The organism is Dapis purpurea BLCC-M126 (assembly GCF_050015975.1).
Taxonomy (GTDB): domain Bacteria; phylum Cyanobacteriota; class Cyanobacteriia; order Cyanobacteriales; family Microcoleaceae; genus Trichodesmium.
Window position 1 is genome coordinate 14,642 of record NZ_JBNHER010000320.1, and the last position, 23,078, is coordinate 37,719.

Genomic DNA, 23,078 nt, shown 5'->3' on the forward strand with positions numbered 1-23,078 from the left:
TAGGTCCTGATACATTTACCTATACTATTGATGATGGCAATGGTGGTACAGATACGGCGACGGTTACTGTTAATGTCAATGCACCACTGCCAAGCTTTGCATTTACAAACCCAACCTACAGTATTAATGAAGATGGAACACCAGCAGGTGATTCGATACAAATTCAACGTAGTGGAGATACAAGTGGTATTGCTTCTGTACAAGTACAATTAACTGATGTCACAGCTACAGGTGCCCCCACTCCTTTTACAGATACAACATTAGGTACACAAGATTTTGATAATACTACACCAATTACTGTCACTTTTTCTCCTGCTCAAACTTTAGTTAATGTACCTGTAAATATTAATAATGATACTGCAGTTGAACCTATAGAAGAGCTGAATCTTAACTTAGTTATTGACCCTACAACAGGTACATTTGAAAATCCTGCTACTGCTGCGCTACAAATCATTGATGATGATGTTGCACCAGTTGTTCCCAACATTAGTATTAATGATGTCATAGTCAATGAAGGTGATGGTAATGCTATATTCACAGTTACTTTAGACCCGCCAAGTAACCAAACTATTAATCTAAACTATAGTACCAGTGATGGCACTGCTGAAACAACAGACGACTATATTGGGACTACATTTAGCACTCTCCCTATTCCAGCAGGACAAAGCATTGCAACAATAGAAGTTCCGATTGTCGATGATAACGTACCAAATGAAGGCGAAGAAACATTTAATGTAAATCTTACCAGTGCTTCTAGTGGCAATATTGTAGATGGCCAAGGAATGGGCAGAATTATTGATAATGATGTTATACAAACTGGCAGTATTAGTGGTACAGTATTCAACGACCTCAACAATAATGATTTTCCAGAACCCTCTGAGGGAATAGGAAATATCACCGTTTTCATCGACTCCGACAATGACAACATCCCCGACCCGAACGAAAGAAATACTTTAACCGACTCCAACGGTAATTACAACTTCTCCGAACTAGAAGCTAATACTTATAATATCCGAGCAGTACCTCAAGCTAATTTTATTCCTGAACTTATCGCACCAGTCCCCCTATTAGCTGGTGAAAATGCTACCATAAATATTCAAAATAATATCTCTCCAGGAAGAATCAGCGGTACAAAGTTCAATGATATGAACGGTGATGGAGCTTTTGACCCTGGTGAACCTGGAATACCTGGTGTAACAATTTACCTAGACTTAGATAATGATGGAGAATTAGACTCAAACGAACCATCTCAAACTACAGATAGTTTAGGTGATTATAGTTTCAATAACCTATCTCCTAATACATACTTTGTTCGAGAAGTTGTACCTCTTGGTTCTATGGCAACTCTCACTCCAAGTCAGCTTATTATTACTCCTCAAGGAGAAAATTTCACCAATATTGATTTCGGTAACACTGCTGCCAACGCTCCAGGAATTTCTATTACTCAAACAGGTGACAGCACTGACGTTACCGAAGGGTTAACAGAAGGTGATACTTACGAGATAGTTCTCAATAGTCGTCCTGCTGCTGCAGTTAATATTGCTATTATTACTTCAGATGGTCAAACTCTTCTTAGTGATAGTGGTGAAACACCAAGCAACACAATTAACTTGACATTTGACTCTGCTAATGCTTTAATTCCTCAAACTATTACAGTTACAGCAGTAGATGATAATATTGCAGAACCAGCTCCTCAAATTAGTAACATTATTCATACAGTTAGCAGTACCGACCAAAATTATAATGGTCTTACTGTACCATTTACGGTAGATGGTACACCATCGAGTGTCATTACTGCTAATATCACAGATGACGATCGTCCTAATGTTGTGATTACCCCCACTACAACTGAGGCAACAGAGGGAGGAGCAACAGGTAGTTATCAAGTATTCTTAACCACACAACCTATTGGCAATGTTTCTATCAACTTTAATACAGACCAGCAAATTCAACCAATAGAACCTATTACTTTTGACCAAACTAACTGGAATGTTCCTCGAACAGTAGCAGTTACAGCAGTAGAAGACAATATTCCAGAAACGGAAACTCAAAATATTGGTACGATCGCTCATACAGTTTTTAGTCAGAACGACCCTAACTATAATAATCTCAATATATCCCAAGTCACAGTGAATATTGATGACCCCGAAATTCCCGAACCTACACAAGTCCTGATTAATCAAACTGATGGAAATACGGTTTTTACTGCTGGAGGATCTGATAATTATACTATAGAACTAAATAGTAATCCCACAACTCCTATTGAAATAGCGATCGCCCCGCCCCCAGAAATCAATCTTGGTAGCGGTATTGGAGTTCCTATCACCCTAGAATTTAATGAATCAAATGGAACTACTCCGCAAAATGTAACAGTTACGGGAGTTAATAATGGTAACTTTAACATTTTTCACAGTGCAACTCTTGATGGTATTGATCCTAACCTACAATTTTTTGTGGATGGAGTACCGACAAATATTGTTAATGCTAATGTAACTGCTCTACCTTTCGGCAACATTAGTGGTACAGTATTTAACGATATTAACCGCAATGGTTCCCTCGATCTAGGAGAAACTGGATTACCAAACGTTACAGTTTTCTTAGATACTAATCCAAATGATACTCCTGACTCCAACGAACAACAAACTGTTACAAACGAGTTTGGTATCTATAGTTTCTTTGACTTATCACCAGATAACTATACAGTCAGAACAATTTCTCCTCCTAACGCGACTCTCACAACTGCAGCAGAGTTTCCTGTTTTCTTGTCTTCTGCTCAAAATGTCGATAATACTAACTTCGGTTATCGTTTTCCCAACCCAGGTACTCTCCAATTTAGCAACCCCATCTTTAGCTTTACGGAAGGTACGCCTAATGCTATAGTTACAGTAACTCGGACTGGTAGCAGCGATGGAATTGTAAGTGCTGATATTAATCTTACCGATGGTACAGCGAATCGAGGTAGTGATTTTGGCGACTCTGTTCCTGAGACTATTTTCTTTGCAGATGGAGAAACTCAACAAACTGTTAGTATCCCTATTTTTAATGATGAATTAGACGAAAATACAGAAACTGCCAATTTAAATTTAGCTAATGTAACTGGTGGAGCGAATATTGGTCAACCTGCTACTGCTACTTTGGAAATTATTGATGATCCTATAATTAGACCTCCTTTGACCATTCAAACTCAGGAGTTAGGGTTTGAGGAGTTTAACAATTTTGATCGTTTTGGTTCTATTGTGGTTGATAGTTCTCAAGGTTCCTTCAACCTTGGATTTTCTAGCAATACTGTGGCTTTAGATAGTCGGAATATACCAGGAGGTGAGGGAAGATTTAATGTTAATCCCACTATCAATAATACTGTTATTGCCCACGATACTGGTAATGCGATTAGAATTGATTTGCGTGACATAATTGAACAAGTAGGTGGGATTGGCTCTGGTAGTAGTCTTATCTTTGATTATGCTTCACCTAACAGAAGTCATACTGTGACATTTTTCGGAAATAATCAGCAACTTGAGCCGAGCGGATTTTTAGATCAGACTCGTGGTGAGCTGAATGATTTTAGTAATTTTATTAGGGAAAATATTCCAATTCCTGGGGGGACTCAGTTCATTGAGATTGGTAGTCAAGCAACTGAACTTGGTATTGATAATTTACAGTTGATATTACAAACAGAGGGCTTTTAACTGTTGGCTGTAATCTGGTAAAGTACAGAAACCGGGGTTGTATGAAATTTGGATACCGCTATGCTGACATCTGTCTGGTTCAAACCTGATTTCTTATAGCACTCCGAAGCAACCGGATTTGGTATAATAAAATTCTTGTTTGTAGTTTTGCTCTAGCCCTATAGTGGTTTTCCTGTACAGTAGTAGGGACATTTCATGGAACATCCCTACAATTCCCTACTGGACTGATATCATGTGCCCCCTCCGGGGGAGCTACGCTAACGGATAATCACTTATAATAAAGTATATGGTTTGTAGTAGGGCTTCAGCCCTATCTACAGTTCGGGCTGAAGCCCTACTACGAACTTTAATTATATATAACTATTTAACCGACACTAGATTATAATGTACGGTTAAATGACCATTCTTCCAAACTTCTGACTTTTGACTTCTGACTTCTACAACCCATCACCTATCAAAATAAAGGGAGCCCAATAATAAGGATGTTTAAAATTGTTGGCCTCTTTTTCAGCCTGAACATTTCCAGTTATTAAACCTAACTGCGCTTCTCGTAACGCTTTTGCTTTGGTAATATTCCCTTTTTTTAATGCTCGATAAAAATTAATCATTAGTAGTTGGGTTCCGCGATCGTCAACTTGCCATAAAGTAGCTACAGATGCTTTCACTCCAGCTCTTTGCATCTGATAACCCAACCCTAAAATTTCTGAACCATCTTGCAAAATACTTCCCATTCCAGTTCGACAAGCACTCAAAACTGCTAAATTAATGTTTGGTAATGATAAATTTGTAATTTCCCGGAGAGTTAAACGACTACCATCACCAAATAAAATAAACGAATCTTCTGGTTGCCCATTCACAAAATCTGCATGGGTGGCAAAATGTAGAATATTGTACTTATCAACCCTGGAAATAATTTCATCCCAACTAAATGCTTGATTGAACAATTTCATAGTATTAGGAATGATTTTAGCTAAAATTTCTATCTCTTCTCCGGCAAATTGTAATCCTGATAATTCAAATTCTCTTGAACCAACCATAAACTGATAGTTTCCTTCACTAAAAGCTGCTGCTAATACTCGCAATTTATCTAAAGGTTTACTGTTGAAATTAGTCAGACTCGCAGCCGTAATATTATTGATATTAAATTTTTCTATCAGCCATTTTTCTCCATCGTATAAAGCTCCTAAAGGAATATAACGTAATAAGCCATCAGGAGCATAAATAATAGTTTTTGTTCGCGCTGAGAGTAGTTCTATCTCCCAAGGTTTTATTAACCATTCGTACAATAGTTTTCCTGTTTCGCGTGCTGCCAAATCGCTAATTCTTCTTCTCGGATATGTCAGGGCTGCCCTAAAGTCAAAAATTGCATTTTTTAACTCTATTTTACTAATCGGTACTGAGCGATGAATTGGCAAACCATTACTTTTGACTAATACAAGTTCTATACGGTCTTCTAAAATTAAGGGATAAAGCAAGACAGCATTTTGCTTAATTTTGAGAATATTTTGTAATCTACTTAGATTAGTAATATCTAGACTTTCTCCCCCAGTTTTTTCCTGAAGTTGTTGTAAGATTTTGACGATCTCTTCATTAGAAATAAAGTTTTTGAATTTTGCTTGAATTTGCTGTTTTTGTGCTTCTAATTTAGTAATTTGTTGTTGTTGAGTAACAGACCTATTGACAGGTAATATATTTTCTAACTTTGTGAGTTCTTCATTTACCTGGACTGCTTGATTTTGAATAGCATTATAGTTATCTAGAAGTTCTTTTTCTTGAGGTAATAATTCAATTCCCAGCGCAGTTTGTTCATTACCCTCTACATTTTTGAGATAATTATCTAATTCTTGAACTTTCAATAAGTCTAATACTTTTTGGGCTTCTATAACTCGATTTTGCTGTAATAATAGATCGGCTAAACTGCGGTAAGTATCAGCAATTTTTTGTGCATAAGACTGTTTTTGAACTAGGGAAAGAGCTTGTATGTCTTGACGAATTGCTTCTGTGACATTTACAGAACTTTTATAGAAAATAATTGCTAGTTCTGGTTGTTTTTTGGTAACTAATAAATCTCCGATATTGCTTAAAGTTATTCTTTCACTGGCGCGATCGCCGATGTTTCTTTTAATAGTTAAAGCTTGACGATAATAGTCTTCTGCTTGAGTATATTCTTGGATACTTTTATAAACTGTTCCTAAACTATCTAGAGTTCTTCCTATTTCTGTTTTATTTCCTATTTGCTGAAAAATTGTTAATGCTTGTTCTAGATATTCTAGTGCTGTTTGATATTCGCTTTTTTGGTCATAAACTAAGCCAATATTATTCAGACTATTAGCTATTCCTGGTTTGTCGTCTATTTCCTTTCTAACTGTTAAAGCCTGTTGATAATATGTTAATGCTTGGTCATATTTTTTGAGTAGTTTATAAGTCAAACCTATATTATTTAAGGTATCTCCTTCACCTTTTTGATTCTTAGTTTGTTGGTGAATTGCTAAAGCTTGTTGATACCACTCTAAAGATTTTTCATATTGACCTAACTGTTGATAAATTAAACCAATATTGTTAATAACTGCTGCTTCACCTTGCAAGTTTCCTAGTTCTTTAAATGTTTGTAAAGCTTGCTGATAATATTCTAATGCCTGAGAATATTTAGCTTTATTTAGATAAATTGCTGCTATATTATTCTGAGTTCTAGCAACTCTAACTAAATCTCCTAATTCCTGACGAATTTTTAAAGCTTGCTGCAAATAATCTAAAGCTTGGTTATAGTTTCCTTGGCGAAAATAAACTGCACCAATACTATTAAGGCTACTACCAACACCTTTTTTGTCATTAATTTGACGACGAAGTTTTACTGCTTGCTGATAATACTCTAATGCTTGAGGATAGTTCGCAAGTTGATTATAAACTGCTCCAATACTATGAAGTGTTTTACCAATTTTTAGTGAGAGAGATTGATTACCATTTTCTGAGACTCTATATATTAATTGGTAGATTTGTAAAGCTTGTTGATATTTTTCTAGAGCTTCCTGGTATTGACCATCTTTGTATAGTCTATCGGCCTGTTTATAGAGTTCTTCTGCTTCAGTTTCTTGGGGAGCTTGAGATATTATTTGCTGTTGAGGTTGGTAAGCATTTAATATTTGAGGAAATACTGTTTCATAGCAGAGGTAAATGGTTAAAGTTAGGTAATAGATGAAGAATAATTTTATGAGTCTTTTTATTACTCTCCTTTTTTTACTAAGTTTAGACATTTTTTTTTGATTTTTTGTCTATAGCAGGCAACAGGGAAGAGGAAATAGCGGTGCAACCCCGCGTCGGTGACAGACGCAAGCGATCAAGTCCCACGTCGGGTTCAAGAATTTAGAATTTAGAATTTAGAATTTAGAATTTAGAATTACCTCTCCTTGAAAAGAAGAGGATTGACGAACAGGAAAATTTTGATTTATTATCCCTTTAAAAGGGGAGGCTTTAAACCAGAATATTTCGGTAAAATGCAAGTTGTTAGACCCCGCGACGACAACAGTTACAAAAGCTATTTTTGCTGAAAGATGATTATTCTTTCTTGTCATCTTCATCAAATAAAAGTGTTACGCTACCAGAGTCTTCTTCAATTTTTTGTATTCCCTCGCAATATTTAATAGGATTAATTTTCTCTTTTTCCGTTAAGAATCTTTGTCCTCCTTCACTCCTACATAAATATTTACTAATCTTTTCAAACTCTTGTTGACTACTTGCTTCCTCAGCTACTCCCATCACTTCCCAATAAGAATCTAAAACTTTCTCTCCTTGACCTAACTTATGATAAGTTACACCTACATAAAATAGAGCACGAGCTTCTGCTTCTAAGTCGCCAATTTCTCGCCGTAGTTTCAATACCTGCTGAAACTTTTCTAATGCTTTTTGATATTCCCAGTCTTGATAATATGCTGCTCCCTCTTTCAATAACCTATCTATTTCAGATTTACTATTAGCTCGATTATAAGAAACATTCTGTGCAAATGCAGGTGAAATTTCTAATTTTTTTGCTCCACGAAACCCTTCAATAGTGGGGAAACTCAAAACTAAAGCAGTAGTAATAACTCCTAGACATTTAATCCAATAACGCATAGATCAATACCTCCGTAAATCTAGCAAAAAATCTGTCTCAAAAATTCCGGATAGCTTAATACTTAAACAGATAAATTAACACTCTATAGCAATCTCTAATCCTGATCTAATTAAAATGAAGCAACTCATCTTTGATATTAGCTCTCCTTATAATATTTTGGAAAATACACAAATTTGCTGAACTTTCTCCGTATAACTAACTACTAGAAATTACTTATACTACCATCTTAAGCTTATCATATTTAAGCTGATCGTATATTGACCTATGAAGTATAGGCAAGAGGTAGACAAGTTCAGTAAATATACTGGTGATGTGAGGACTAATCAAGTGAATAGTAAACTTTTATTAACTTTAACTTCAGTATTTATTTTATCAATTCCAGTAACATTGGCAAAATCCGCAACCGGATTAACACAGATAAACTCTACAGAATTTGAGCCACAAAATAAATCCCTGCCCCATCTACTATCACCACCAATATCACAGGGACTGACTCACCCCAGATCGGTATTTACAAAAGTTCAAGAAAAACCCCTAGAACTAGCACAAGCATCAGATGAATACGAGGACTTCTCGGTACTAGAGCAAGTAAACTCCGTATCCCAACTTTCAGATATCCAACCAACTGACTGGGCATTTCAAGCATTACAATCATTAGTAGAACGTTACGGTTGTATCGCAGGATATCCAGATGGTACTTACCGAGGCAACCGTGCTATGAACCGCCTTGAATTTGCGGCGGGGTTAAATGCTTGCTTGGATAGAATGACAGAACTAATTGAAATATCTACAACAGATTTAGCCACTCGCGAGGATATGGCCAAAGTTCAACGTCTTGTAGAAGAGTTTGCTCCAGAGTTAGCAGCGCTCCGTGGACGAGTCGATGCTCTAGAAGCTCGGACTGCCGAACTAGAAGTCAATAGATTTAATGGTACAACTACTATATTTGGTGGAGAAGTGATATTTGGTGTAACCAATGGTTTTGGTGGAGAGGATGTGGAAAATGCTTTTGGCAGACGTGGGGATGGAGATGAAAATACAATTTTTAATTATCTAGTCCGACTGCAAACTGCCACAACTTTTACAGGAAAAGACCGCCTGCGAGTAGAATTAGGTTCAGCAAACTTTACCAGTCTGGGTTTTGCGGGTCAGCAGTCATTCAATACAGATATGGCTATCCTCTCTTACCAAACAGATACAACAATAAAAGAGAAAGATGATAATGGACAAATAATTGAACACAAAATACTTGCGAATGCTTTTCAAATATTCAAGTTAGAATATCGTTTTCCAGCTTTTAACGATCGCGTAGTTTTCACATTCCGACCTCTCAACTTTAGCTTAAATAGCGTTCTTACAGCAAACTCTCCCTATTTTGACGCAGGTAGAGGTTCCATTTCTCGGTTTACGGACTCTAGTCCCCTATTTAAAATAGGCAGACTAGACTCTGGTTTAGGTTTTGACTGGTTGCTTACCGACAAAGTACGTTTACAAGTTGCCTACGGTACACGGGATAGTGAAAACCCTGGTAATGGCCCTACTGGACAAGGTGGTATTACTGATGCGGGTCACAGTGCTACAGGAGTCCAATTTTTAACTGTACCCTTTGATAATGTCTTAACTGGCGTTACTTATATAAATGCTTATTCAGAAGATGGTTTTCTAGATACCTATACAGGTAGTTTAAATGCTGATACTTCTGGAGGTTTGCAACAACCTGCCAATATTAATGCCGTCGGTGGTACAGTGCAATGGCGAGTTTGGCAAAAAATAACTCTAGCTGCTTGGGGAGGTTGGGTATTTACAAATTATATTAATTCTGATGCTCACGCCACTTCTAATACTTATTTATTTTCTGTCGGTATGTCTGACCCTTTTGGTCGGGAGGGAGATTTATTTGCCGTCTTATTTGGTAAACCTTTAAAATTAGTAGATGGAGATAATGGTATTCAAGAAGATGAGGATACCTCTTATCACATTGAAACTTTTTACAGATATAAATTGAGCGATAATATCACAATTACTCCTGGATTTTTTGTAGTAACAAATCCAGAACATAATGAAGATAATGAAACAATTGTAATTGGAGTTTTGCGGACAACTTTCCGTTTTTAGATGAAAAAAACTATTAGTGTGTCTAAGCTAAAGTTCCGGGTAAAACCTAACCCCCCAACCCCCTTCCCTACCAGGGAAGGGGGAGTATTTCTCCCCTCTCCTTGCAGGAGAGGGGTTGGGGGAGAGGTCTTCCAAGTTGCTCAAATTTACCCACAGTTTTAGCTTAGACGCACTACTAGCCCGATTTTTAATAAATATATTGATGGCGCTGAAGTGCAACTAAAAACCGTTTTTAGGAGTTAATTATGCTAGAAAAAAATTACCGACAAAAAGATAATTTAGAACAACTAAAATTAATCATCCGTCTATCTCTGTTAAAAATTCTAGTCCTGCCTTTATTCTTTTTTCTTCCTTCTTTCTTATTCCTTAGCTTAATATCTACTGCTAATGCTCAAGAAGAAGATTATAGTAAACCTGCTGAACGGAAAATTAAGGTACCTTTTTTTGAGGAAGAAAGAAAATTAGATGCTGATAATGCCTTCAGTGGCTTTTCTAATACTTTTTTAAATGACGCTCTAGGTGGTACAGGAGACCCAATGGGTCGAGGAACTGTACCTGGTTCTGATTTTACTATGTCACCCAATGTATCTCCCTCAGAATTTGCTGACCCTAGTCGTGGACTTGATAATGGTGGTGGTGTAGGTGGAAATGGTGGTGGAGGTGGAAATCGTGGAGGAATGATGTCTCCATCGTTTGACCGGACTAATGTAATTATTCGTTAAATTAAGGAAGAATTCTAATATGGTGCAAGTTCAACAAATCGCTGGTCCAGGTCTTGAATTAAGAACAGCCCAAATTGCTCGTGAAGATCTCAATGAAAATCGTAATCCAGGAGATAATGGTCCATTAGCTATTGATATTTACAAAGGTCTTTCAGGACCAGGACAAGCAGATAATGCAGATAATTTTGTTTTAGGTGGAGATGGACCATTACCTTCACTGGCAAATTTAGGTTTGCCTCCTAATGTACCTGCTCTGGGAAATTTGACTGCTCCTGGTTCAATTGTTATTGACTTTAACAGGAATGAGAATGATACTATTCGATTCATTGATGGATTAGATAATGCACAGCGTATTGTTCAAGATTTACCCCCGAATTTCTTCCCCTTAAATCAGTTTTACCAATTATTTGGACCTGATGCAGAGGCAGGGAGAAATCTTTTACAAAACACATACAATATTTCTGCCACAGACCTAGACTCAAATAATGATGGATTTATCAGTGGTGCATTGATTATTAATCCCAATATTAATCCTGATGGTACCCGTACAATAACAGGATTTTTCCTCAATACATTTGCTGACGAATTAAGAGAGGTATTAAGAATTTCTCCTGGAAATGGTCCAGATCAAAACCCTGAAAATCCTCAACCATCTCCTAGAGAAATAAACTTTAATGATGCTCAAAATCTAGGAGGGTACTTTCGCGATCCCTTAACAGGAGTAACATTTAGTAATAATACCTTGGGGATTGTTAGTTTCCAGGAGGGAGGGGATGGAAATTTTATTGACCATTTGTCTAATTCCACCGATCGACTAAGAGGTAGAGCTATTACTTACGATCAAGGGGGTTCAATTATAATGAATGTGCCTGGTGGTTTTTCTGGGCCATTGACATTCGACTATTCTTCTCCTTTCTTTAATCACGAAGTTATTATCTATAGTAATCCTAATGGTAATGGCACTCCTTTAGCTAATATTACGTTAGACCGAAGGTTTGATACTCAAGCAACTCCCGGTGCTTATGGTTTAACTTCTAGTCGACAAATTAACTTTAGTGGGGTTGCTCAATCTGTTAGATTTGGGAGCGCACCTGACAAATTAGTTCTTGATAACATTAGGTTAGGAAGTATAGGAAGTATCAATGAACCTGTCCCTGTCGGTGGCGGAATTTTTCAAAGTTTCCCACCTGGGTAATAGTCGTAGTAGCGCATCTAGACTAAATTTGTGGGTAAAATCTAACGCTCTTATCCCCCCCTAACCTACCTTTTCCAAAGTCTATATTTTCTAAAATTTACTCACATTTTCAAGCTAGACGAGCTAGTAGTGTCGTGTCAAGCTTGAAAATGTGGGTTAAAAAACCTAACCCCCCAACCCCCTTCCCTGCAAGGGAAGGGGGGGCAATCCCCTCTCCTCGCAGGAGAGGGGTTAGGGGAGAGGTCTCCAAGGTTGCTCGCTCCTAACCCACAATTTTAGTCTTGACACGGCAGTAGGTTGGGTTGAGGTAACGAAACCCAACACACAATATTAATTAGGATTTAGGCACTACCCCACATATATAGCGTGAAAAACTCAAACGTTATAGTTTTTGAACTCTAGATATAGTAGTTTGGCGTAAGTCTTGATTAATCCAAGATACCATATTGATTCTGCTTTGTCGGTTGGGTTGAGGTAACGAAACCCAACACACAATATTAATTAGGACTTAGGCACTACCCCACATATATAGCGTAAAAAACTCAAACGTTATAGTTTTTGAACTCTAGATATAGTAGTTTGGCTTAAGTCGTGATTAATCCAAGATACCATATTGATTCTGCTTTGTAGGTTGGGTTGAGGTAACGAAACCCAACACATAATCTTAATTAGGATTTAGGCACTACCCCACATATATAGCGTGAAAAACTCAAACGTTATAGTTTTTGAACTCTACATATAGTAGCTTGTCGTAAGTCTTGATCGAGTCATAACCAAAACTCTGTAGGGGCGAATGGCCATTCGCCCCTACCGCCAAAATATTATAACCTAAATAAGATTACTATAGGAGAAATTAAAACTTAGAAAAATAATGAAATTCTAGAATAATCTCAAGAGAATTATGATGAAAAATAAAGTTATAGATGTCACAGGTCTAAGTCCAAAACAGATTGCTATGGTTGAAGAAATTATTGCCGCTTTTAAGGCTGTTTCTCAACATAATAATTCCACACAAAATCTCAATCAGAAAGAAGATAAAGGGAGAGAAGAATTGAATCAAATTAATCAAGAATTTAATTGGTTAGTTGCCGATATTGGTGTCAAAGAACCTATAAATAGAAGTAATATCTATGGTATCGAGTAAAAAGATAAAGCGGTATTTAGATACTAACATTCTGGTGTATTCAATTGATTTAAGTAAAGAAAATGTAGAAAAACATCGGGCAGCTTTAGAAATTTTAAGACCTAGTATAATAGAAGTTATCTGTCTGTCACCTCAAGTGATTGCCGAGTTTTATGCTGTTGTTACCAGTTCCAAATCTGTAGCTAATCCTCTGACTACTGAAGATACAATAATGAGAATTGAAAGATTTTTACAAATGCCAAATGTAGAACTTCTCAATGTGTCAAATCATATTTTTGAGGAATGGTTTGAATTACTTAAAATGAATCCTGTAAAGGGTGCTAGAGTATTTGATTTAATGCACATTGCCATTATGAAGTATCATAATGTAAGCAGTGTTTATACATTTAATGAAGATGATTTTAATTGGCAGACTGAAATTGAGGTAATTGTGCCTAGTTATTAAATTCAATTTAAGTATTTGTAGGTTGGGTGTAACAAAACCCAACACATTGCATTTCACCAATAACGGTTGTAACTAAACCGAATTTGATATAAGTTGGGTTTCAATTTAGTTCTACCCAACCCTATTTCCAATTTAACTATCAACAACTACTCACACTCAATCAAATTACCAGCAGAAACAAACCCCCGCAAAGGATAACTAATTTTCACCCACTTACGTTTTTCACCATTTTTATCGGGAATTAACCGATAATTTTCTACTAAAATAAGTTGACCATCAACAGGTACTTTTCCTCTATATTCGGAACGTCTCGAAGCATCCGACCGTACTGCCAAACCTCGTGGTGCTTTTTTACTGTCAATTTCACGACATAAACTTTCATCTATTTCTGATGCAGACTCAGAAGTTGGAGATGTTTGTGTTGGTAAATTATTAATAGAAGTATTTTCAGTAGAAGATTCTGTGGGAGTTTCTCCTGAACTATTTTCGGCAACTTCAGAACATTCTATTAAATTAGTTTCATTTCCAGGAAAACCCCTAGAAACAAATCCCGAAATAGGAGAACTAATTTCCACCCAGGTACGACCAGCAGGGCCGCGAATATTTCGATAACCTTCTATTAATTTCACCTGTTGATTAAAGTCTACAGTACCAACTTTAGGAGAATTAGGGGTAGGTCTTTTATTTACAGTTAGACCTGTTTCGTCATTAACTTGACGACATAAACTAGCAGTTTCTTCAAATATTTGAGTAATTTTTGGAGATATCTGAGTAGTTTCTTCAGATATTTGAGTAATGTCTGAAGATACCTGAAGAGTTTCTTCAGATACTTGAGTAATTTCTGGAGATATCTGAGTAGTTTCTTCAGATATTTGAGTAATGTCTGAAGATACCTGAGTAGTTTCTTCAGATATTTGAGTAATGTCTGAAGATACCTGAAGAGTTTCTTCAGAAACCTGAGAAGTTTTGATGTTTGTGATAGCTTTTTTACCAATACTAAGAACTATCATTAACATTAATATTAACAATGCCACTGATTGACGCATATTTATTAATTCAAAAGTCAAAAGTCAAAATTAATTTATATAAGTTAAAAGTTAAAATTCAAAAGTTATATCAAATTCGCTTGTTTTAAAGTATTATAAGAAACCGGGTTTATGGAAGGTAGATATTAGTATCGTGGGATTTAATATAAACCCGGTTTCTATAACTTAATATTGACGCATAGTTATTAATTCAAAAGTCAAAATTCAAAAGTCAAAATTAATTTATGTAAGCAATATAAGTTTAAATTTAAAATTTAAAAGTTATATCAAATACGCTTGCTTTAGAGTCTTATAAGAAACCGTGTTTATAGGAGTTAGATGTTAGTATAGTGGGATTTAATATTATAAAAAACCGGGTTTATGGAAGGTAGATGTTTAGTATTGGGAGATTTAATATAGTTATAATACCAAATTCAAAAAAGGCTGTTACATTCCAATTTGTGATTTATTCGTATAGTTTAATACTTTATGGCTTAGATTTATTGCCAAAATCAAAGTTTTTTCCTCTATTTTTTGTCTATTTATCTTTCCTGGTTCCAGCGTTCCTTATCTCCTTTTACTTGTTCTGTCACTGTAGCAATATTTTATGAAAATGGTATAAGAAACCGGGTTTATGGGAGGTAGATGTTTAGTACAAGGAGATTTAATATAAACCCGGTTTCTATACTTAAGACTCTGTTCAAATAAACCTAGTTAAAACTGCTGCAAAAAGCGTAAGTCACTAGCATAAACCCGGCGAATATCATCAATTTGGTGTAGCACCATGGCAAATCTTTCAACCCCAAAACCTGCTGCAAAACCTGTATATTTTTCCGGATCGTAACCCACTGCTTGCAAAACATTGGGGTCTACCATCCCACAACCTAATACTTCTAACCATTTGCCATTCCATTGTAAATCTACTTCTGCGGAAGGTTCGGTAAATGGGAAATAACTAGCGCGGAAACGAATGGGTAAGTCTCCAAACATTTGTCGGAGGAATTCTTTAATAGTTCCTTTGAGGTCAGAAAATCTTAATCCTTCGTCTACTGCTAAAAGTTCAAGTTGATGGAAAACTGCAGCATGGGTTGCATCTACGGTATCGCGTCGATAAACACGACCAGGAGCAACGACTCGGATGGGCGGCTCATTTTTTTCCATGTAGCGGATTTGTACTGACGAGGTATGAGTCCGCATTAAATTTCCGTCTGGTAGGTAGAAGGTATCCTGCATATCTCTCGCGGGGTGGTCTGGCGGAGTATTTAGAGCTTCAAAGTTGTAGTAGTCGCTTTCCATTTCTGGGCCTGTGGAGATTGTATACCCTAAACCAACGAAAATGTCAAGGGCACGGTCTATGAGGCCATTCAGGGGGTGGATTTTTCCCTGGGAGCGTTTTACTCCTGGCATACTAACATCTAAGGTTTCGGCTTGAAGTTGAGCTGCAATTTCTGCTGCTTGTAAACTGCTACGTTGTTCCTCTAGATTTGTTTGGATAGCTTGTTTAACTTCGTTGGCGATCGCTCCTACTTTTGGTCGTTCCTCTGGGCTGAGTTTACCCATTGCACCAAGAATTTTGGACACTTGACCTTTTTTGCCTAGATAACTAATCCGTAAGTCTTCTAATTTATCTAGGCTTTCTGCTATGGCGATCGCTTCTGTTGCTGCTTGGCGTAATTCTTCTAATTGCGTTTTTATATCACTTATCTGCATAATGGGTAAATAATATTTACAATATTTTTATTTTTGGGCAGGTTTCATACAAATTATAATTTGCAGTCTGATTTTATCATTGGAATAGATACAATGATTTAAACGCAAAAAATAGGTACAATCTTTGAGTTTAAAACTTTAGATGTGAAATAATTTCGTGAAATTACTGTAGCCTCAAAGTTTTGAGCCGATAAAATCTTAATGCTTAAGTTTATGACTTTTGTCAAGAATAGAGATTTTTCCCGAAATTCTAAATTCTTAAAATTCTAAATTCTAAATTCCGTTCAACGGTATTCTCTTGAAAAAATGAAAATATTGGTTAGTAACGACGACGGCGTTTTTGCAGAAGGTATCCGGAGTTTGGCTAATGGTTTAGCAGCAGTAGGCCATGAAGTTATTGTTGTTTGTCCTGACAAAGAACGTTCAGCCACAGGTCATGGTTTAACATTACATCAACCAATTCGGGCCGAAATTGTCAAATCAATTTTTGATGATAGGATAACAGCTTGGGCTTGTTCCGGTACTCCTGCTGACTGTGTAAAGCTAGCTTTATTTGGCTTATTAGAAAGTAAACCAGATTTAGTATTAGCAGGAATTAATCATGGCCCGAATTTAGGAACAGATATTTTATATTCTGGTACTGTTTCTGCAGCGATGGAAGGAATAGTGGAAAATATTCCTAGCATTGCCTTGAGTCTTGGTAGTTATACTTCTAGGAAATTTGAAGTTGCTGTCAATTTTGCTCAAAGTTTTGTACAAAAAATAGAAAGCCAACCTTTAGAAAATTTAATGTTACTAAATGTAAACATTCCAGCAGTCGAAGAAACAGAAATAGCAGGAGTAAAAATTACCCGTCAAGGAATTCGTCGATACATAGATATATTTGAAAAACGGGTCGATCCGCGAGGCAAAACCTACTATTGGCTAGCTGGAGAAGTGCAGGAAGATGTAGAAGAAACTAACGATCAATCCTCATTAGAAAAATTACCAACAGATATTCAGGCAATTGGTGAAAAATATATTACAATTACCCCCTTGCAATACAATCTAACTTATGCTAAAGAATTGGGTTATCTACAAAAGTGGAAAATTGATAATTTTCGTGAATAGTTAACACTAATAAAATAGAAAGTAAGGCTACACTATATAAAGAGTAGGCAAGATATTTCAGATTGCAGATCAAAAAAGTTCAGCCGTCTAACTGGTAATAATTTTCGTTGATTTCTCAAAAACAAATATGAACGCTCCCACATCTAAAAGTAATTATGTTACCTGCCCAATTTGCAATCGCCACAGTATTGCACAACCGGTAGAAATGTTTAATGGGCTATTTACCTGTCCATATTGTCATTCCCATCTGGTAATAAGTTGGAGTGGCCATTATGTCAGAGACCCCTTAGCAATCCAACAGCTAGATATTGGACAAATGCTCAGACAGCAAAGTAGACCATTGGCAAGGTTACGCCGTGACTTGACTCGCCAGTATTTACCAATATTTGTGGTGATTGGTAGTGCAATATTTTTCGGGGGAGCGATCGCCACTCTAAGTAAATTTGATTTTAAGTCGGGTATTTTTGATGAAGTATTAGAGTGGGTACAGGGAAATGAGAAATTTGATAATCAAAAGAGTCAGTAGTTATCATATCTCTCTGGAAAAGAGGGATATAGGGGGAAAGAATTAATCATTTCTGCGTATGGGATTGATTTAATTTTTAATTAGATGTCTATTGAATTTATACTATTTTTATAAAGAATTATTAAGGATAGGACTTACAGCAGTTTTAAAATTGATAAACCATAGTTTTTAAAGTAACCCTAAAGTATTTTATGATTGGTTATCGCTGATTCCAAAATATTTTTTGTATTACCATAAATTGTGCTGTAAGGACTCAATAAACTTTATTTGAGGGGTTAGTATATTGATGTTGGAAGAAAATGAAATTGTATATGAAATTTTACAGGAAAAAGATCTAGAACCAACAATTAATTGTTTGGTTGATGTATTTCCCAATGCAGAACCTATGTCAAGAGCACTTGGAGTTACACCTAGTGAATTTTATCCGTTTGCTAAGATAATTTGTCAAAAAGCTGTGGCAGAAGGATTATCTCATATTGCTAAAGATTCTGTTACTTCTAAAGTAGCAGGATTTATTATTTCAGAGCATTTATCAAATGAGTCAGAGGAAGAAATACACAAATATATTCCTCAAAAATTTGAGGTTTTTTCCCAGGTTTTAAAAGAGCTACATGAGCAGTATGAGATGGAAAAAAAACTCGTTAATAGCAAGATATTTCATCTTTTTTTCTTGGGAGCTAGAGAAGAATATAGAGGCAGAAAGATTGCCAATAAATTAGTTGAAAATAATCTCAAGATGGCAGCTCAAGCAGGATTTTCTAAAGGAATAGTAGAAGCTAGTGGAAAGATATCGCAGCACATTTGTCGAAAATATGGTTTTGAGGATAGAGTTTCTTTAGATTATCAGACTTATGAACATAAAGGAATTAAAGTATTTGAGGAAATCAAGGAGCATCAAAGCTGTATTTTAATGGAAAAAGCATTGATAATGGATAATGGATAATGGATAATTGATAATTAATCCCCAGAGGTTTAAAGCTTCTCCTTTTCAATAGATACATTGATAATTGATAAGTAGGTAGGTTTAATTATCCGCACAATAGCAATGGAGATTTACGCGCAGTGAGGAGTTCTTGAGAACTTACTTCTGGGTTATTTATCAGATTTTTTATTTTAACCTTTATTTATGCCTACCTACTTAATTAATAATCAGGACTTACGCATGAGGTACGAAAAACTATGATTTGAGATTGCTTCCCTGTCGGTCGCAATGACGAAAATACGTTGTACTGCGTAAGTCCTATAATAATTAGAGATAGTTTTAATTATCTATTATTCATTATCCATTATTCATTACTTTCCTTGTCTTTTCTTGTGACTAACGCCCATTCTTTGACAGTATTCAAAATCTGAAAATTCTCTAGAGCGAGATTGTTTAGAGTTGATGCTTCAACTAATAGATAGGGTTGAGGTAAATTTTGCCATTGCTGTTGAATTTTCTGTGGCCCAACACGCTTAATCAGGCGATCGCTATAAAAATTTAAAGAGGGGCGATCTTTAGTATCAAAAGAATAAATAATTTGAGCAGGGGGTGTATTTTGCTGAATCATTTCTCCGACTGGTTTGACAGGATAATCTTCTTCTAACTCCCATATCCAATGAGGGGAGCTAACAAATATGAGCAGTGAAAGATATGTTCCCCAAATCAAGATCGACAAAAACTGATGGTCTTGTTGGTTTAATAGTAGAGTTGCCATTGTCATTGTCAAACCAACAGCTACAGAAATTAACTGTAACTGTAAATTAGGTTTTGCCAAATTTGGCTCTCCCAGATGAAAAATACCACCAAAGTAAACACAAGCAACCCAAGCTACTAAAGCTAGTAGTGCAAATAAAGCTACTACCAAACGATGATAAATAGTAGGAATACCCCAGAGATGTTTTGCACTATCTCTCTGAGTTGGGAGATATTGATCGGTTGGAAATTGAAAGTATCCTAAATCTAATGGAAATTGATGCCAAATTTGTGTTAAATAACTACCCACGGCTAAAGCAAAGGCAGGGTAAATAGGCAACACATACCAGGGTAATTTGGTATTCATTAGGGAAATAGCTAGCAAATAGACTCCACTCCAAACCAAAACTAATTTTCCCCAACTCAGATTACGATTTTTCCAGCTTAAATATAATCCTGGCAACCAGAATAACTGCCACGGGAAACTATACTCAATAATTTCTAATAAATAATACCAAATAGGTCCATCATGACTACCTACAGGTTGCCAAATACGTTTGAGAGATTGATGGAAAAAGTTGGCATGGAAAAATTCAACACCGTAATGGAAAAATTGAGCTGTGTACCACAGAAAAACTGGTAACATACCCAGTAGGATACCACCCCAAAAATATTTACTACTTAATAGTCGGGGAGTATCCCACAAGAGAAAGAAAAAAGCGATCGCCCCTAAAAGCAATCCTAAAATAATTCCTTTAGTGAGGGAAACTAAAGCAAAACTAATACCAATGGCGAGAGAATACCGGAGATTGTGGCGCGAGCGTAATACACACCAAATCATTAACAGAAAAAAACAAACTACTGCACCATCTAACATGGCTAAACGCCCATGTCGCACTATGGGTAATAAAGTTAAGTAAACCAAAGCGGTAAAAATTGCCGGGGTGCGTGGGCGAAATAATTCTCGACTAACGCAATAAATTAAGGGTACAGAAAATGCGGTTAATAAAGCAGGAAATAAACGAGCAGTTAATTCACTGACTCCTGCAATACTATAGACAAAAGCGATCAACCAATGTATTAATGGTGGTTTATTAAAATAAGGGGTATTGTTAATAGTAGGATAAAGCCAATTCCACTTTTCTCGGCTAATTTCTCTAGCTACTTGGGCAACTATTCCTTCATCCCAGTCTCGTAAAGGTAATGTTCCTAAATTAGCAGAAAAAAGTAGCACTGCTGCTAATAGCAAACTTAGTATTAGCAGTAAATCTATATGGGAATGTAAATTTTTCTTGGTCAATATTTTGTTAAGCATCTAATTATCTTAAAAACCAATTACTATATTTAAAAACGTTACTGAATTAGCTCTTAATGTTTAAGAATTAAATTATTGAATACAGCGGTTTTGTTTATGGGTAGACCACAGTAGGGACATTACATCCAACATCCCTACAAGGTTTTGATTGTGACGTCAGGTCATCTATTTGAAAAGTTATTAATTATAGCATTATTTTGTGGAATTAGTATTATATCTATTTATAACTATTTAACCAAACATGATATGAAACAAAATTTAACTATTATACTCTAAACAGCTAAGAGTTGGACTCTTTCACATACAATCTTAGTAAAGTTGATTTGCTATGATATAAAATTCTGGTGTTATCTGTGGAATGTAAGGGTAAAATTTATGGTAAATTTCAGCCAAAAAATTAATCATCTCTTTCGGGAAGCTCAAGACATTATTTTACAGGAATTACGACAACCTCTTGACCGAGTTGCTATTAGTTTAATTATCGCTTTAAGTTTGTTAATTTGCTTATTATTTTTAGGTGGAGGCAATACCGCTCCAAAAGTTAGAGATTTTAGCTGGCAAAATAAAAATATAGGAGCTGAAGATACAGCTTTTATCCTAAATTTTAATCGACCAATGAATCATGCTACTGTTGAAAAAAACTTAAAAATTGAACCATCTTTACCAGGAAAAGTAAGTTGGGCAGGTCGGAGAATGGCTTATACTATTTTAGAACCTGCTCCCTATGGTAATCAATATAAATTAAAATTATCCGAGGCAAAAGAAAGGTTTTATGGACTAGATCAAGGGCAAGTAATGCAGCCTTTTCAAGGTTCATTTCAAAGTCGCGATCGCGCATTTGCTTATATAGGCTTTCAAGGTCAAGAAAAAGGTAGGTTAGTATTAATTAATTTGACTAAAGAGCAACAGCCAATATTGCTCACTCCTCAAAATCTAGAAGTATTAGATTTTCAGTTTTTTCCGGAGGGAAAAAAGATTTTATTTTCAGCAGTTGAAAGGAAAAATGAAGTCCCAAGTCTTTTAGAACAAAAAATATATACTGTGACAACTGGTATTAATTCTGAATCCCCTGGAGAAAAACGAGATTCTAGAGAAGCTTTAGGCAAAATTGAAAAAGTTCTGGATAATTTAGAATACCAAAACTTGAAATTTGACTTATCTCCTGATGGTAAAATAATTATAATTCAACGGGTAAATAGAAAAGATGTATTTGATGCAGGTCCTTGGGTATTAGAATTAGGGAAAGAAGTAAGACCACTAACAAATAAAGATGGAATAATTCAAAAGGGTGGAGACTTTTTAATTACACCAGATAGCAAGAATTTAGTGATTTTACAAGGGAAAGGAACTTCTATTTTGTCAATAAATCCAGAAACAGATTCAGGGGATTTAATATTTTTACCAAAGTTTGGAACGGTATTGAGTTTTGCCCCAGATGGTTCGATGGCAACAATGGTAAAATATAATCAAGATGGTACAAGATCCCTATATATTGTGACTAATCAAGGTGAGGAAAGGGAGATATTACGGACTCGTCCTTATGGTAATATTCTTAGTGCAGAATTTGACCAGACTAAAACTATTTTATATTGCTTATTAACCCAAGTAGTAGAAAATCCAGAAGAATATCAAGAAAAACCTTATATTGCAGCATTTGATATTAAGAGAAATTTTTTAAGACCATTAGTTATTTTGCCTAACCAACGGGAAGTTAATCTGGATTTATCACCAGATGGTTTAGCATTATTATTTGACCAAATGGTGACAATTTCTAACAAAGAGGATGCAGAAGAAAATACTGAAAAAAACAGACAAATTAGTCGTCTATGGATGTTACCTTTAGACTCGAAAATGCCAGAAGATGATTCTCCATGGAAATTAAAACCAGAAGAGTTACCTCTAACTGGTTTTAATCCTAAGTGGGCACCTTAGAGAATTAAGAATTGAGAATTGAGAATTGAGAATTGGGAGGAAGAAATCAAGAAAATAGGGAATTAAGAATTGATAATGCCAGATTTGATAGGCTAAAAACTTTGATAAAAGTAAGAGTTTTAGGCAATTATTTGAAATTTTTTGATCTGTCCGCGCCCTTTGCTTCGACTGCTATACTATGCCTGAAAAAATAATGCTACGAAAAGGTAGAGGTTGATCGGATATGCTTAAAAATAGCTACTCCAATTCATTTTAGATAGTTAAGGTTTGCTGATTAAATATCAAAGCATTGACATATAAATGTTTGAACAATTTTAGGTATGGAAAAAGTACCAGCTTTTCAGTTGATATATCTGAAAAAGTGAGCATT

General features: G+C 35.8%; 15 protein-coding genes. 10 read left to right on the forward strand and 5 right to left on the reverse strand.

Features of this window, described 5'->3' with window-relative positions; translation table 11 throughout:
* On the forward strand, positions 1-3,686 hold a 3,686-nt coding region (locus tag ACP6PL_RS29475), incomplete at its 5' end, for a Calx-beta domain-containing protein (protein ID WP_426548917.1).
* Positions 3,687-4,123: 437 nt separating this feature from the next.
* On the opposite strand, the gene ACP6PL_RS29480 is transcribed toward ACP6PL_RS29475, so the two are convergent.
* Both ACP6PL_RS29480 and ACP6PL_RS29485 read right to left on the reverse strand, forming a co-directional pair.
* Positions 4,124-6,937, reverse strand: a complete 2,814-nt coding sequence (locus ACP6PL_RS29480) for a CHAT domain-containing protein (RefSeq protein WP_426548918.1) — start codon at positions 6,935-6,937, stop codon at positions 4,124-4,126.
* A gap of 301 nt (positions 6,938-7,238) precedes the next feature.
* Complete coding sequence (locus tag ACP6PL_RS29485) at positions 7,239-7,793, reverse strand: tetratricopeptide repeat protein (protein ID WP_426548919.1); 555 nt, start codon at positions 7,791-7,793, stop codon at positions 7,239-7,241.
* A gap of 328 nt (positions 7,794-8,121) precedes the next feature.
* Here ACP6PL_RS29485 and ACP6PL_RS29490 point away from each other — a divergent pair, with 328 nt between their 5' ends.
* The 5 genes from ACP6PL_RS29490 (at position 8,122) to ACP6PL_RS29510 (ending at position 13,415) form a co-directional block, all read left to right on the forward strand.
* Positions 8,122-9,909 (forward strand): iron uptake porin, encoded by a 1,788-nt coding sequence (locus ACP6PL_RS29490; RefSeq protein ID WP_426548920.1) that lies wholly within the window; start codon positions 8,122-8,124, stop codon positions 9,907-9,909.
* Positions 9,910-10,154: 245 nt separating this feature from the next.
* On the forward strand, positions 10,155-10,631 hold the full coding sequence (locus tag ACP6PL_RS29495; protein ID WP_426548921.1) for a hypothetical protein: 477 nt from the start codon (positions 10,155-10,157) through the stop codon (positions 10,629-10,631).
* Between the two features lie 19 nt (positions 10,632-10,650).
* A complete protein-coding gene (locus ACP6PL_RS29500) occupies positions 10,651-11,826 on the forward strand; it encodes a hypothetical protein (protein ID WP_426548922.1) in 1,176 nt (391 codons plus the stop codon).
* 901 nt (positions 11,827-12,727) lie between these two features.
* Positions 12,728-12,970, forward strand: a complete 243-nt coding sequence (locus ACP6PL_RS29505) for a hypothetical protein (RefSeq protein WP_426548923.1) — start codon at positions 12,728-12,730, stop codon at positions 12,968-12,970.
* On the forward strand, positions 12,957-13,415 hold the full coding sequence (locus ACP6PL_RS29510; protein ID WP_426548924.1) for a type II toxin-antitoxin system VapC family toxin: 459 nt from the start codon (positions 12,957-12,959) through the stop codon (positions 13,413-13,415). Before ACP6PL_RS29505 ends, ACP6PL_RS29510 begins: the two co-directional genes overlap by 14 nt.
* 146 nt (positions 13,416-13,561) lie before the next feature.
* On the opposite strand, the gene ACP6PL_RS29515 is transcribed toward ACP6PL_RS29510, so the two are convergent.
* Both ACP6PL_RS29515 and pheS read right to left on the reverse strand, forming a co-directional pair.
* Entirely contained in the window at positions 13,562-14,461 is a 900-nt protein-coding gene (locus ACP6PL_RS29515; protein WP_426548926.1) for a hypothetical protein, read from the reverse strand.
* A gap of 693 nt (positions 14,462-15,154) precedes the next feature.
* Positions 15,155-16,150 (reverse strand): phenylalanine--tRNA ligase subunit alpha, encoded by a 996-nt coding sequence (gene pheS / locus ACP6PL_RS29520; RefSeq protein WP_426548927.1) that lies wholly within the window; start codon positions 16,148-16,150, stop codon positions 15,155-15,157.
* Between the two features lie 306 nt (positions 16,151-16,456).
* Between pheS and surE the strand changes: the two genes are divergently transcribed.
* The 3 genes from surE (at position 16,457) to ACP6PL_RS29535 (ending at position 18,729) form a co-directional block, all read left to right on the forward strand.
* Positions 16,457-17,260, forward strand: coding sequence for a 5'/3'-nucleotidase SurE (surE, locus tag ACP6PL_RS29525; RefSeq protein ID WP_426548928.1), 804 nt, complete (start codon positions 16,457-16,459; stop codon positions 17,258-17,260).
* A 127-nt stretch (positions 17,261-17,387) separates the two neighbouring features.
* Positions 17,388-17,786 carry a hypothetical protein gene (locus ACP6PL_RS29530; RefSeq protein ID WP_426548929.1) on the forward strand — a complete coding sequence of 133 codons (399 nt, stop codon included), beginning with the start codon at positions 17,388-17,390 and terminating at the stop codon, positions 17,784-17,786.
* A 289-nt stretch (positions 17,787-18,075) separates the two neighbouring features.
* On the forward strand, positions 18,076-18,729 hold the full coding sequence (locus tag ACP6PL_RS29535) for a hypothetical protein (RefSeq protein ID WP_426548930.1): 654 nt from the start codon (positions 18,076-18,078) through the stop codon (positions 18,727-18,729).
* A gap of 343 nt (positions 18,730-19,072) precedes the next feature.
* Here the strand turns inward: ACP6PL_RS29535 and ACP6PL_RS29540 are convergent, their stop codons facing one another.
* A complete protein-coding gene (locus ACP6PL_RS29540; protein WP_426548931.1) occupies positions 19,073-20,776 on the reverse strand; it encodes an ArnT family glycosyltransferase in 1,704 nt (567 codons plus the stop codon).
* Positions 20,777-21,151: 375 nt separating this feature from the next.
* Here ACP6PL_RS29540 and ACP6PL_RS29545 point away from each other — a divergent pair, with 375 nt between their 5' ends.
* The gene (locus ACP6PL_RS29545; protein WP_426548932.1) at positions 21,152-22,708 is read left to right on the forward strand and encodes a TolB-like translocation protein; all 1,557 of its coding nucleotides are present in this window, start codon (positions 21,152-21,154) and stop codon (positions 22,706-22,708) included.
* Positions 22,709-23,078: the final 370 nt, after the last annotated feature.